General features: G+C 71.4%; 12 protein-coding genes and 1 pseudogene. 12 read left to right on the top strand and 1 reads right to left on the bottom strand.

From position 1 onward, the window contains the following. Positions 1–22 precede the first annotated feature (22 nt). A complete protein-coding gene (locus tag AC01Y6_RS05185) occupies positions 23–721 on the top strand; it encodes a GntR family transcriptional regulator (RefSeq protein WP_476670575.1) in 699 nt (232 codons plus the stop codon). Then, positions 718–1758, top strand: coding sequence for an anhydro-N-acetylmuramic acid kinase (locus AC01Y6_RS05180; protein WP_476670573.1), 1041 nt, complete (start codon positions 718–720; stop codon positions 1756–1758). Before AC01Y6_RS05185 ends, AC01Y6_RS05180 begins: the two co-directional genes overlap by 4 nt. Positions 1759–2009: 251 nt before the next feature. Here the strand turns inward: AC01Y6_RS05180 and AC01Y6_RS05175 are convergent, their stop codons facing one another. Continuing rightward, positions 2010–2783: a class II fructose-bisphosphate aldolase gene (locus AC01Y6_RS05175; RefSeq protein WP_476670571.1), complete on the bottom strand. Its 774-nt coding sequence runs from the start codon at positions 2781–2783 to the stop codon at positions 2010–2012. Positions 2784–2893: 110 nt separating this feature from the next. Between AC01Y6_RS05175 and AC01Y6_RS05170 the strand changes: the two genes are divergently transcribed. The 10 genes and pseudogenes from AC01Y6_RS05170 to AC01Y6_RS05125 all read left to right on the top strand — a co-directional run. After that, the gene (locus AC01Y6_RS05170; RefSeq protein WP_428716177.1) at positions 2894–3592 is read left to right on the top strand and encodes a DeoR/GlpR family DNA-binding transcription regulator; all 699 of its coding nucleotides are present in this window, start codon (positions 2894–2896) and stop codon (positions 3590–3592) included. A 9-nt stretch (positions 3593–3601) separates the two neighbouring features. Further along, positions 3602–4474: an SIS domain-containing protein gene (locus AC01Y6_RS05165; protein ID WP_476670569.1), complete on the top strand. Its 873-nt coding sequence runs from the start codon at positions 3602–3604 to the stop codon at positions 4472–4474. Then, positions 4471–5334: a 1-phosphofructokinase family hexose kinase gene (locus AC01Y6_RS05160; RefSeq protein ID WP_476670567.1), complete on the top strand. Its 864-nt coding sequence runs from the start codon at positions 4471–4473 to the stop codon at positions 5332–5334. Before AC01Y6_RS05165 ends, AC01Y6_RS05160 begins: the two co-directional genes overlap by 4 nt. Further along, entirely contained in the window at positions 5331–6218 is an 888-nt protein-coding gene (locus AC01Y6_RS05155) for a BadF/BadG/BcrA/BcrD ATPase family protein (RefSeq protein ID WP_476670565.1), read from the top strand. The genes AC01Y6_RS05160 and AC01Y6_RS05155 overlap by 4 nt, the downstream gene beginning before the upstream one ends. A 2-nt stretch (positions 6219–6220) precedes the next feature. Next, on the top strand, positions 6221–7138 hold the full coding sequence (locus AC01Y6_RS05150; RefSeq protein WP_476670563.1) for an NHL repeat-containing protein: 918 nt from the start codon (positions 6221–6223) through the stop codon (positions 7136–7138). A 1-nt stretch (position 7139) separates the two neighbouring features. Continuing rightward, positions 7140–8657 carry a DUF4832 domain-containing protein gene (locus AC01Y6_RS05145; RefSeq protein ID WP_476670561.1) on the top strand — a complete coding sequence of 506 codons (1518 nt, stop codon included), beginning with the start codon at positions 7140–7142 and terminating at the stop codon, positions 8655–8657. Further along, a complete protein-coding gene (locus AC01Y6_RS05140) occupies positions 8654–9397 on the top strand; it encodes a hypothetical protein (protein WP_476670559.1) in 744 nt (247 codons plus the stop codon). The genes AC01Y6_RS05145 and AC01Y6_RS05140 overlap by 4 nt, the downstream gene beginning before the upstream one ends. Before the next feature lie 13 nt (positions 9398–9410). Continuing rightward, a complete protein-coding gene (locus AC01Y6_RS05135) occupies positions 9411–11435 on the top strand; it encodes a hypothetical protein (protein WP_476670557.1) in 2025 nt (674 codons plus the stop codon). A gap of 94 nt (positions 11436–11529) precedes the next feature. Beyond that, entirely contained in the window at positions 11530–12060 is a 531-nt protein-coding gene (locus AC01Y6_RS05130) for a hypothetical protein (protein WP_476670555.1), read from the top strand. A 111-nt stretch (positions 12061–12171) separates the two neighbouring features. Then, positions 12172–12403: pseudogene (locus AC01Y6_RS05125) on the top strand (carbohydrate ABC transporter permease); the annotation flags it as partial.

Here is a 12403-nt window from a genome sequence, read left to right as displayed (position 1 = left end):
GGGGGATTGGTAGGCAAGTGGTATGCTTAGGGGGATGGCCCCGGGGGAAGGGGGACCCAAGTACCTGGCCCTGGCGGAGCGGCTCAAGCTCGCCCTCCTTAGGGGGGAGTACGGCCCAAGCCTTCCCCCGGAGCGGGCCCTGGCCCAGGGGCTTGGGGTCTCCCGGGACACCCTGCGCCGGGCCCTGGCCCTTCTGGAGGAGGAGGGGCTTCTCCTTAGGCGGCGGGGGAGCGGCACCTACGTGGCCCGGAGGGCCACCTTCCGCGCCCGGCTCCTCGGCTTCACCGAGGAGATGGAGGCCCTGGGGGTGGTGCCCGAAACCCGCCTCCTCAAGGCGGAGAAGGGGCCCGCCACCCCCGAGGAGGCCTTCCACCTGCGCCTCTCCCCTTCCGAGGAGGTTTGGCGCCTGGAGCGCCTAAGGCTTGGGGACGGGGAGCCCATCGCCCTGGAGCGGGCGGTCCTCCCCCTTTGGGCCCTCGAGGCCCTGCCCCAGGGCTCCCTCTACCGGGCCTTGGAGGCGCGGGGCCTCCGCCCCGTGCGGGCCCTCCAGCGCCTGCGGGCCCTCCCCGCCCGGGAGGAGGACCGCCTCCTCGGGGTGGAGCCCGGCACCCCCCTCCTCTACCTGGAACGGCTGAGCTTCCTCGCCGATGGGAGGCCCGTGGAGCTGGTGAAAAGCCGCTACCGGGGGGACCGGTACGAGCTTTTGGTGGAGCTCACATGAGGGTGCTCGGGCTCATGTCCGGGACCAGCGCCGACGGGGTGGACCTGGTCCTGGCCGAGTTTTGGGGCGGGGCTTCGGACCTCGGCCACCGGGTCTTGGCCCATCTGGAGGTGCCCTACCCAAAGCCCCTTCGGGAGCGGGTCCTTAGGGCTATGCGGGGGGCAAGGACCCGGGAGCTCGCCCTCCTCCACCACGACCTCGGCCGCTTCTACGCCGAGGCCGCCCGCCCCTTCCTGGGCCAGGCGGAGCTCGTGGGGCTTTCCGGCCAGACGGTGTGGCACGAGCCCCCTGAGGCCACCTTCCAGCTCGGGGAGGCGAGCTACCTGGCGGGGGCCTTGGGGGTCCCCGTGGTCTTCGGCTTCCGGGCGGTGGACCTGGCGGCGGGCGGGGAGGGGGCCCCCCTGGTGGCCTACCCCGACCTCCTCCTCTTCGGGGAGGAGGGGAAGCGGGTGAGCGTGCACAACCTGGGGGGCATCTCCAACCTCACCGCCTTCCTCGGCCGCGACCCCCAAAGCCTCCTCGCCTTTGACACCGGCCCCGGGGTCTGCCTCTTTGACGAGGCGGCCTCGGCCCTGGGTCTCGCCCCGGAGGAGGCGGTGGACCTGGCGGAGGGGGGAGAGGTGGACCAGGAGGCCCTGAGGGCCTGGCTCGCCCACCCCTACTTCCAAAGGCCCCCGCCCAAGACCACGGGCCGGGAGGTGTGGCGCCTAGAGGCCCTAGAAGGTAAGCCCGAGGACCCCGCCGCCCTCCTCAAGACCCTCCTCGCCTTCACCGCAGAAAGCGTCCTCCTGGCCTACCGGCGCTTCGTGGGCCCCGTGGACCGGGTCCTCCTTGCGGGGGGCGGGGCCAGAAACCGGGTCCTGGTGCGCCTTCTCTCCGAGGCCCTCCCGGTCGTGGTCATGGAGAACCCCAAGGTGCGGGAGCCCTTGGCCTTCGCCCTCCTCGCCTACCTCTACGCCCGGGGGGAGGTGAACGTCTTGGGGCGGGCCACGGGGGGGCGGGACGTGCGGGCGGGGCAGGTGGTGGAGCCCTTCTAAGTACCCCACCGCGGCAAAAGCCGCGGTGGGGGCCCCAAAAGAGCTTTCCCACAGCCAAAGCTCGGGCATCCCGTGTTGCAAAGCCGAGGTGCGGGCACTTAATACCACCCCATGCTGGCGCAAGCCAGCATGGGGGCCCCGGGTAAAGAAGGCCCACATGAGGCCTTATGGCCTTGGCTTAGGGCGATGGGTTCACGCCAAAGGGGTATAAGGGCCTCGCCCCCGCTTTCGCCGAAGCGACCCCCAAAGCTTTACCCCGCGAGGTCCAGGTAGAAGCGGGCCACGAACTCCGCCATGGCCTCCCGGGCGGGGCCCAGGTAGCGCCTGGGGTCGGGGCCTTCCCCGAGGGCCCCTTTGAGCCCCTCGGTGAAGGCCTGGAAGGCCCGGGTGGCCAGGTTGACCTTGGCCACCCCGAGCTTTAGGGCCGCCTTCAGGTCCTGGGGCTTGGCGCTGGAGGCCCCGTGGAGGACGAAGGGCCTATTCAGGGGGGAGAGGGCCCTGAGCCTTTCCAGCCTTAGGGGCCTCGCCTCCAGGCGCTTGTGCTCCGTGCCCAGGTCCACCGCCACCCAGTCGGGCTGCACCCGCTTCACGAGCTCCAGGAGGGCCTCGAGGGGCCGCGCCTCTCCCCTTCGCTCTCCCTTGGGCACCACCTCGAGCTCCACCTCCAGGGGGCGCTCCCCCGCGATCTTCCGGGCGGCTTCCAGGTAGGGGAGGGGCCCCTCCTCCACCATGGCGGAGTCAAACCCCAAGGCGAAGGCCGCCTCCAAGAGGTCCAGGCTCCCCGCGTGGTCCAGGTGCAGGTAAACGGGCACCTGGGCCTTCCGCTTGAGGGCCTGGCCCAGCGCGGCGAGCTCCTCCAGGCCGGCGTAGGCCACGCTGTTTTGCGAGAACATGAGAAAGATGGGCCTCCCTGCCCGCTCCGCCCCCCGGACCACCGCCTGGGCGGTCTCCAGGTTCACCCCGTTCACCGCGAGGAGGGCCTCTCCCCGCCGCCAGGCCGCTTCCACCGCTTCCCTCGCTTCCACGGGGTTAGCCTACCTCCGCCCGGGCCACCCCCGCCCTTGATTTGCGCGAATGGAGGGCATGCGAGCGTTAACCCGGCGAGGCCGGGGTCCCGTTCGCTTACCCTGAGGGCGTGCCGAGGAAGGTGGCGGACGCCCGGGTGCTCTCCCTGGTCCAGGCCCGCGAGGGGATGAGGGTGCTGGACCTGGCCCGGGAGCTCGGCCTCCACCCGTCCACGGTGCGGCGGGCCCTGGCGCGCCTCGAGGCCAAGGGCCTCGTGGAGCGGAGGCGGGGCGGGGCGGCCCTCTTCGCCGCCGTGCGCTACGTGGGGGAGATGGCGGGGAAGCTGGAAGAGGGGGTTGAGGCCAAGCGCCGCATCGCCGAGAAGGCCCTCGCTCTGGTGCGGGAGGGGATGCGCATCGGGCTTTCCGGGGGCTCCACCTGCACCCTCTTCAGCCGCCTCCTCCGCTACCGGGCCCTGGAGGTGGTGACCAACGCGGTGAACATCGCCGTGGAGCTTTATTCCTACCCCAAGACCCGGGTCCACGTCCTGGAGGGGGAGCTCAACACCTACTCCTACGAGCTGGTGGGCCCCTTGGCGGTGGAGAGCGCCCGGCGCGTCCCGCCCCTGGACCTCCTCTTCGTGGGGGCCACCGCGGTGAACGAGGAGGGGTTTTTCATGCGGGACGAGCCCGAGGCCCAGGTGGCGAGGGCCCTGGCGGGGCGGGCCAAGGCGGTGTACGTGCTGGCGGAAAAGGGCAAGTGGGGCCGCAAGGCCCTCGGCTTCTTCGCCCCTCTGGGCGGGGTAGCGGGGTGGATCACGGAGGAGTGAAGCATGGGCATGCTGGAAGAGATCCTGGCAAGCGGGGAGGCCTGGCGCGAGGCCTTGGACTTGGCGGACCGGGTGGGGCTTCCCAAAGGCCCCACCCTCTTCCTGGGCTCGGGGTCCAGCTACTTTCTGGCCCAGGTGGCGGCCCACCTGGCCCGCCAAAGGGGAAAGGATGCCCTCGCCCTCCCCTCCGGGGAGGCCATGCTCTTCCCCGAGGGGCTTAGGGGATGGGAGCAGGTGGTGGGCATCTCCCGCTCGGGCGAGACCACGGAGCTTTTGCAGGCGGTGCGGGCCTTGGGCCTTCCCGCCTGGCTCCTCACCACCCGCGATTCGGGCCCTGGGCACCACCTCTTCGCCCAGGTGGTGGTCCTTTCCCGGGCGGAGGAAGAGGCCATCGTCCAGACCCGGTCCTTTTCCAGCGCCCTGGTCTACGTCCTGCGGGCCCTCACGGGGGAGGAGGGGCTTCGCGGCCTTCCCGGGCGCCTGGCCGGGGTCTTGGAGGCTCCCGGGGACTTCCCCCGGGGAGAGGCCTACTTCTTCCTGGGGGTGGGAGCGGCCTGGGGGGTGGCCCAGGAGGCGGCCCTGAAGCTCAAGGAAACGGCCCTGGTCTGGGCCGAGGCCTTCCAGAGCCTGGAGTTCCGCCACGGGCCGAAGAGCCTGGTTTCCGAGGGCACCGTGGTCTTCCTCCTTAAGAGCCACCCCATGGAGGAGCCCCTCCTGGAGGAGCTTTCCGGGCTTGGGGCCCGGGTGGTGGTCCTCCCGGGGGGGGTCCTGGACCTTCCCCTTTCCCTGGTGAGGATCCAGCTCTTCGCCCACCGGCTCGCCCGGGAGCGGGGCTTAGACCCCGACCGCCCGCGGCACCTCACCTACGCCGTGCGCCTATGATCCTGGCCCTCACCCCCTGCCCCTGCCTGGACCGCGTCCTCCACCTGGAAAGGCCCCTCAGACGGGGGGCCCTCCACCGGGTGGCCCGGGTGGAGGCCCTGGCCGGGGGCAAGGGGCTCAACCTGGTCCGGGCGGTGGTGCGCCTTGGGGGCGAGGCCCTGGCCGTGGCCCCCCTGGGCGGGGTATGGGGGGAGGCCCTTTTGGGGCTTGCCCGGGAGGAGGGGCTTCCCCTAAGGCCCCTCCCCGGCACAGGGGGGCGGGCCTGCCACGTCCTCGCCGACCCCAAGGGGGTCACGGAGGTCTACGAGCCCTGCCCCCCGGTGCCCGAGGGCTTCCTCGAGGCCGCGGCCCGCCTGGCCGCGGAAGGGGGGGTGAGGGTGCTTTCGGGAAGCCTGCCCAAGGGGCTTCCCCCGGAGGCTCTCCTAAAGGCCTTCCGGCCCTTCGCCGTGGACTCCCTCCAGGCCTTCCCCAAGGCCCTGGAGCTCGGGGTGGACCTGGTCAAGCCCAACCGCAAGGAGCTCGCCGCCCTCCTCCCAGGGCCACCCCTCCGGGCGGCCCGGGCCCTCCACCGCCGCTACGGGGTGGGGGTGCTGGCCTCCTTGGGGGAGGCGGGGGCGCTCTATGCGGGCCCGGAAGGGGCCTTTCTCGCCCGCGGCCCGAGGCGGGAGGGGAACCCCGTGGGCTCCGGGGACACCTTTCTTGGGGCCTTCCTCCTCGCCCGGGAGCGGGGAGAGCCCCTGCCAAAGGCCCTGGCCTTCGCCGTGGCCGCGGCCGCGGCCAACGTGGGCCGGGGCGGGGGGAGGGTGGACCGGGAGGAGGTGGAGGCCCTCCTTAAGGAGGTGGAGGTGGTGGAGGCGTGATCTTCCTGGGGGCGGACGGCGGGGGCACCAAGACCCGCTTCGTGGCGGTGGACGGGGCGGGGAGGGTGGTGGCGGAGCGGGTCCTCGGCACCGCCTACCTGCCCGCCGTGGGGCGGGAGGGGGTGGAGGCCGTGTTCCGGGAGGCCCTGAAGGGGCTTCCCCCTCCGGCCTACGTGGTGGCGGGCCTCGGCGGGTACGGCGAGGTGGCGGCCTGGGACCGGGCCTACCGCGAGGCCCTGGAGGGGGTTCTGCCCTGCCCCTTCCTCCTGCAAAACGACGTGGCCCTGGCCTTTGAGGCGGCCTTCGGCGAAGGGGAAGGGGTCTTGGTGGTGGCGGGGACCGGCTCCATGGCCTACGGCCGGGGTCCCTTGGGGGAGGGGCGGGCCGGGGGGTACGGCCCCCTCTTCGGCGACGAGGGGAGCGCCTACTGGATCGGGCTTCGCGCCCTGAACCGGGCGAGCCGGGCCGAGGACGGAAGGGCCCCTCCCACCCGCCTCCTCCGGCTTCCCCAAAGGTTCGGCCAGGGGGACCTCCTCGGCCTTCTGGCCTTCCTCGAGGCCGAGCCCCGGGCCCTGAGGTCCAGGGTGGCCTCCCTGGCCCAAGAGGTGGACCGCCTGGCCGAGGAGGGGGACGAGGGGGCCCTCGAGGTGCTGGAGGGGGCGGCGGAGGAGCTCGCCCTCCTGGCCCTCGCCTTGTCCCGCCGGGTGGGGGCCAAAAGGGCCGCCTACATGGGCGGGGTCTTCCGGAGCCGGAGGGTGGCCGAGGGGTTCGCCCGGCGCCTTCAGGCCGAGGGCCTCGCCCTGGCGGGGCCCCCTGAGGATGTGGCCCGCTACGCCGCGGAAAAGGCCCGCGGTGTGTATGGGAAGATGAAGAAAGGAGGGTAAAGATGAAGGCATTGGGTAAGGTCTTGTGGGTGGCGGTTTGGGTTGCTCTTTTCGCTTGGTCCCTGGCCCAGAAGGCTTACGTGGGCAACGCCGGGGACAGCACCGTGGTGGTGCTGGACCTCGAGGGGCCCAAGGTGGTGGACCGCTGGCCGGGCTTCCAGCAGCCCTGGAGCGTGGCCTACGCCGGGGGCAAGGTCTACGTGGCGGAGTACGTGGGCCGCCCCGACGCCCCCGCGCCCGCGGGGCGGGTGGCGGAGCTTACGCCAGACGGCAAGGCCCTCCGGGTCCTTCTTGGGGCCCACTACCCCATGGGGGTCGCGGCGGACGGGGAGCGGGTCTACGTGGCCTCCAGCGCCGTGGACTGGTCGGGGCAGGTGCGGGGTGAGCCCGCCCTCCTGGTCTACGGCAAGGAGGGGAGTGAGCCCCTCGCCCGCTTTCCCTTCCCTGCCTCCCGGTACGGCTACCCCCAGACCCTCCTCCCCGCCCCCGAGGGGCTCTTCGTGGCCACCACCTGGGGGGTGGTCCTCCTCCTGGACCAGGAGATGCACCCCAAGGCCGCCTTCGCCCTGCCCGAGACCCTGAACCCCATCCGGGGGCTTGCCCTGGACGCCAAGGGGAACCTCTACCTCTCCGGGAGCAAGGACGGGGACGGGCGGGTGGTGCGCCTTGCCAAGGGGGCCTGGGGCCCTTCCCCTGAGGTGCAGGCCCTGGACCGCTTCGCCCAGGTTTTGGCGAAGGGGCTCCCCGACCCCTGGGGGCTCGCCGTGGTGGGGGAGGCCCTCTACCTGGTGACCAGCACCGACGCCTCGGGGCAGGGCCCCGGGGGGCTTTACCGCCTTCCCTTGGGGGAAGAGGCGAGGCCGGAGCGGCTTTTGGACCTCCCTAGCCGCTACACCTTAGGCCTTGCCGTGGGGGAGTAAGGTGGGTTTGCTCCTTGTCCTCCCCTTCCTCTTCCTCCTTTGGGGGTGCGGCGCCTCCCCTTCCACCCCCCTTAGGGCCACCTCGCCGGTCTCGGAGTTTCTCCCCACCCCCTCCGAGGTGCCGAACCCCGAGCGGGGCTTCGCCTCGGACAGCTACTACCCCGACGAACCCGCCCTGGACGCCTCGGCCAAGGTGAGGGAGGCCCGGGAGCGGGGCTTTGAGGTGCGCCTCATCCGCCGCACCTACTACCTCCACGCCTTCGCCGGGCAGGACCGCCTTCCCCAAAGCTTCCTGGCTACCCTGGAAGGGGACCTGGAAAGCGCCAAGCGGGCGGGGGTCAAGCTCGTCCTCCGCTTCGCCTACCGCCCCGAGGAGAACCGCCCAGGGGGGCCCACCTACTGCGACCCCCCCGAGGCCAGGATCCTCGCCCACCTCCGCCAGGTGGGTCCCGTTCTCCGGGCCCACCTCGGGGCCATCGCCTACCTCGAGGCCGGCCTCATCGGGCCCTGGGGGGAGTGGCACTCGGCAAGCCCCGAGGAGGCCCTCATGGACCCCCTCCCCGGCTACCAGGAGGGGTCCCAGCCCCCTTGCGGCCAGGGGAACTACGACCGCAAGCTCCCTAACCAGAAGACCCTGGAGCTGGTGCGGGCCCTTCTAGAGGAGGTTCCGGGGAAGCTCGTGGCCCTGCGCTACCCCATGGCCAAGGCCAAGCTCCTGGAGCTCGAGGCGGGGGGCCCCGCCGGAACCTACCCCGATGCCTCCTTCTTCACCCCCCTCACCCCCTCCGAGGCCCACGGGGGTTCCCTGAAGGCCCGCCTGGGGGCCCACAACGACTGCTTCCTGGCCTCCGAGAACGACTACGGCACCTACTACTACGACCCAGGGCAAAAGCAGGAGCGGGAGAAGGCCTACTGGAGCGCGGACGCCCTTTACACCGTGATGGGCGGGGAGACCTGCACCCCAAGCCCTTACGTCCCCCCTGGGGAAGACCCAGGGCGCTATGTTTATGAGAGCTTTCGCCGCTTCCGCTTCAGCGTCTTGAACCTGAACTACCACCCGGGCTTCCTGGCCTGGCTCAGGGCCACCCCCTTCGGCGAGAGAAGCCTCCTAGAGGCCCTAAAGCGCGACCTGGGCTACCGCCTCCACCTGAGGCGGGCGGAGGTGGACCGGGTTCGCCTCTCCTTAGGCGAGCCCCTCTCCCTCACCCTGGACCTCGAGAACCTGGGCTTCGGGAGCCTCTACAACCCCAAGGCCCTCCGCCTCGTCTTCGTGCGGAAAAAGGACGGCTTCGCGGTGATCCGCCCCTTGGAGGAGCGCTTCTTCGGCCCGCCCGCAGGGGAGAGGAAGGCGTACGCCTACCGCGCCCAGGCCCCCGAGGCCCCCGGGACCTACGCCCTCTTTTTGGAGCTCGCCGACCCCGAGAACCCGGGCGACCCCCGCTACCACGTGCGGCTCGCCACCCAGACCGAGTTCAAGGAGGGGCGGAACGCCCTGAACCTTTCCGTGGAGGTGCGATGAGGGCTCTTTTCCCCCTACTTCTGGCTTCCGGCGCGGTCCTGGCCCAGGGGCTCGTCCTGGAAGACGACCTGGTCCAGGCCCTGGAGCTCGCCCCTGGGGGCGAGGCGGGCCTCGTCCTCTCCCTGAGGAACGAGGGGCCAAACCCCCTTAGGGTGCGGGTGGAGGTGGCGGACTACCGCGAGGACCAGGGCTTCCTGCCCCCGGGAAGCCTTCCTCAAAGCCTCGCGGGCGGCCTCTTCCTCGAGGCCCCCGAGGTGGTGGTGCCCCCCCGGGGCAGGGCCCGGGTGGGCCTCAGGGTGCAGGCCCCTTCGGACCTGGAGGGGTCGCGCTACGCCTACCTCCTCCTCACCCCCGAGCCCCTTTCCGGGGCCCAGGGCTCCGGGGAGGGGGTGCGGGTGGGGGTGAACCTGGTCCAGCGCTACGCCGTCTTGGTGGCGGCAAGCCACGGGGGGAAGCCCGAGGTCCGCTTCCTGGAGGCCAAGAGGGAAGGGGAAAGGCTGGTTTTCCTCGGGGAAAACCGGGGAAGCCGCCTCTACCGCCCCCTGGTCCGCTACCAGGTGGTGGGGGCTAAGGGGGTGGTGGCCGAGGGGTACTTGGGCACTTACACCTTCCTCCCCCAAAACCCCAAGGCGGTGCCGGTTCCCTTGCCCCGGCTTGCCCCGGGGAGCTACCTGGTGCAGCTCATCCTGGACGATGGGGTTTACGCCTATGCGGTTCGCGCTCGCTTGGACCTTCCTTAGCTTGAGCCTGGCCTTGGCCGCCCCCCTTGGGCCCCTGGAGGGCGCTCCCGGGGAGGCGGTCACCCTGGTTCTGGAGGGCGGGGGAGAGCCGGTCCTGCCCCCGGGCTTCGCCCTCCTCCTTCCCCCTGAGCCCCTGGGGGAGGGGGTCGTCCTCACCTTCCGTGTCCCCAACCTGCCCCCTGGGGAGTACCCCTTGCGCCTTGGGGAGAGGGTCTACCCCTTCCGGGTGAAGCCCCTGGCCCGGGCCCACCTGGAGCTTTTGGAAGCCCCGGAGCTCGCCCTGGGAGAGGTGGGGGCGGTGCGCCTTCGGGCCCTCAACCTGGGCAACCTGCCCCTCTCCCTGCCGCCTGAGGCCCTGGGGGTGGGGCTTCTCGTGGTGCGGGCGGAACCCCAAGGGGTCCTCGCCCCGGGGGAGGAACGCACCCTCCTCCTTTGGGTGCGGGGCGGGGGCCAGGACGGGCAGGTCCTGGTGCGGCTTGGGGGGGCGAGCCTGGCCGTGCGCGTCCCCGCCAAGCCCGCCCCCCCTCCGCCCTTCCACGATTGGGCCAAGCTCCCCTCGAGGCTCCTTTGGACGAGCGGGCAGGGCTTCGCCCTTGCCGGGGAAGGCCCCCTTCTGGACGGGGAGGGGCGGAGGCTCGGCTACCTGGCCTACCGCCTGGACCCGCGGTCCGCCTCCCTGGCCTACGATGACCCCCTTTTCGGCCTGGGGGTTTCCCTGGGCCCCGCCCTCGGCCTTTCCCTCCGCTACCTCCTCCAGGAGGGGCTCAACCTCACGGCGGGCGCCAGCACCTCTGGCAAGCTTCAGGCCGGCCTCAGCTACGCCGGGCAGGGCTTTCGCCTGGCGGGGAACCTGGGCTACCCCTGGCATTACCGCCTCGAGGGAAGCCTCCTGGGGGGCGGGGCGGGGGAGCGCTTTGCCCTCTTAGGCCAGCTCGCCCCGGGCTACTGGGCCCTTTCCGGGGCCTACGGGCAGGGCCCCTGGAACCTCCAGGGGGGGGTGGGCGCGGGAGGCGGCTACCTCCAGGGCGCCCTGGCCCTGGGAGGCGGCGTCGGGGCCGGGCTTGGGGTGCGCTTCGCCTCGGAGCCTGCCCTCACCGCCTACCTTGGGGTTCCGGTCCTGGGGACCGTGGAGGTGCGGGGGGACTTCGGCCTGAATAGCCGCCGCCTTCGCCTTTCCCTCTTCCACGTGCTGGGAAGTGGCGAGGAGCGCCTGGCGGAACGCCTCTTTTGGGACGGGGATGCCCTCCGCTACGGCCTCGAGGCCCGCACCACCCTCCCCACCGAGGCGGGGCCCTTGGGTTTGGAGGGAAGCCTGGACCTTGAGCCCCAGGGGCTTGGCCTTACCTTTGGGGCGAGCCTTGCCCCCTTAAGCCTCCGGGCCTCCCTGGGCTTCGCCGGGGGAGGCCTCCAGCGCTTTGGCCTCGCGGGGGCCCTGGCCTTTGACCTACCCCTTTACCCCCTCTCCTGGCCTACCCTCGGGGTGCGGGTGGAGGGGGCCGAGGCCTCCCACCTCGCCCTCTCGGGCCCCTCGGGCCCCTTCCTCCTTCCCCTCTCCGGGGGCGCCGGGGCCCTCCGCCTCCCCCCTGGGGTCTACCGCCTGAGGGCCCCGGAGGGGCTTGGCTTCCTCCAAGGGGACCGGGTGGTGAAGGAGGTGGAGGTGGAGCTGAGGGAGGATAAGACCCTCGCCCTCAAGGCCCTTCCCGCCCTTTCCGTGGCCCTGAGCCTCCGCTACTGCCCCCCCACCCCAGGCCCCGGGGAAACCTTTGGCATCCCCGGGGTGGACCCCGACCGCCTTCTCCGGGGCGTTCAGGTCCGGCTGAGGGGGGAGGCCGCCACCCTCCTCCTGCAAAACGGCGAAGGGGGCCTCCTTCCCCCGGGGCGCTACCGCTTAGGCCTCGAGGGGCCCTACGCCCAAGGGGCCAGGCTCGCCTCGCCGGAGGGTGGGCCCCTGGAGGAGGTGGACCTAAGAGCCCCAGGCCCCCTCGTCCTCTGCCTCACCTTCCCCTTGCGCCCCCTGGAGGAGCAGGACCTGCCCTAGGGGGCTTTTTGCCCGAATGGGGGGGTAACGCGCGCTAAACCCCTTGACCCGAGGGCCCCTGGCCGCTAGGCTCCCCTACCTAAGGAGGTTGAGTATGCGCAAAGCCCTCTTGGCGTTGGTTGGCCTTTTGGCGGGACTGGCCCTGGCAGATGCCTCGGCCACCAAGACCTTCACCGTGACGGTGACCGGCTCCGAGAGCGTCACCATTGACACGGGCACGGCAAGCCTTACGGTGGACGACTACTCCTCCTCCTCCACTTGCTCCACCGTGGACCGCTTCTGCGCCTGGTACCCCACCATCATCTACGAGACCAACTACGCCACCAACCGCAAGCTGGTGGCCAGCGCCACCACCTCGGACCCCATCCTCTCCGTGGTGCTGGAAAAGCAGACGGCTCCGGCTTACGCAAACCCCTTCGTTCCTGATTGGGGTTCCGGGACCACCCCGGGGAGCTGGGCCTTTGCCGCCTCTTCCCTGACTCTGGCCTCCACGGATAGCGACGTGGTCCTCGCCATCCAGAACGGTAAATACGCCATCGCCCCTATTCTTAAGCTCGTCTTCAGCACGAACCCCCCTGCGGGCACCTACGAGGCCACTGTGACCTTTACCATCATGGCCCAGTAGGGGAAAGTCTCCCCCGGGCGGCCCTTGGGCCGCCCGTTTTGCGCTTTTTGAGCTCATTCGCGCGTTTCCCTCCCCCCGCCCCTCCCCGGTTGGCGTAGCATGGGGCCGAAGATGGCCCAAAGGTTCTACGGCCTTTCCCTCGCCCTTCCCTCCACCCTTCTCGTGGGGGTCTTCGCCCTGGTCCCCGTGGCGGCCAGCTTTTACCTCTCCCTCACCTCCTGGTCGGGCCTCGCCCGGGGGGAGTTCGTGGGCCTCGCCAACTACCAGGCCCTCCTCCAGGACGAGCGCTTTCACCGCTACCTGCGCCAAACCCTAGCCTACGCCCTCTTCGCCGTGCCCTTAG

The organism is Thermus sp. (assembly GCF_056332225.1).
Note: the sequence above shows the minus strand (reverse complement) of the source record. Positions and strands in the feature narration are given on the sequence as shown.

Coding starts and splice junctions, on each gene's coding strand:
- AC01Y6_RS05150 (WP_476670563.1), top strand. CDS start 6,221: ATGAAGGCATTGGGTAAGGTCTTGTGGGTGGCGGTTTGGGTTGCTCTT.
- AC01Y6_RS05130 (WP_476670555.1), top strand. CDS start 11,530: ATGCGCAAAGCCCTCTTGGCGTTGGTTGGCCTTTTGGCGGGACTGGCC.
- AC01Y6_RS05180 (WP_476670573.1), top strand. CDS start 718: ATGAGGGTGCTCGGGCTCATGTCCGGGACCAGCGCCGACGGGGTGGAC.
- AC01Y6_RS05165 (WP_476670569.1), top strand. CDS start 3,602: ATGCTGGAAGAGATCCTGGCAAGCGGGGAGGCCTGGCGCGAGGCCTTG.
- AC01Y6_RS05185 (WP_476670575.1), top strand. CDS start 23: ATGCTTAGGGGGATGGCCCCGGGGGAAGGGGGACCCAAGTACCTGGCC.
- AC01Y6_RS05140 (WP_476670559.1), top strand. CDS start 8,654: ATGAGGGCTCTTTTCCCCCTACTTCTGGCTTCCGGCGCGGTCCTGGCC.
- AC01Y6_RS05160 (WP_476670567.1), top strand. CDS start 4,471: ATGATCCTGGCCCTCACCCCCTGCCCCTGCCTGGACCGCGTCCTCCAC.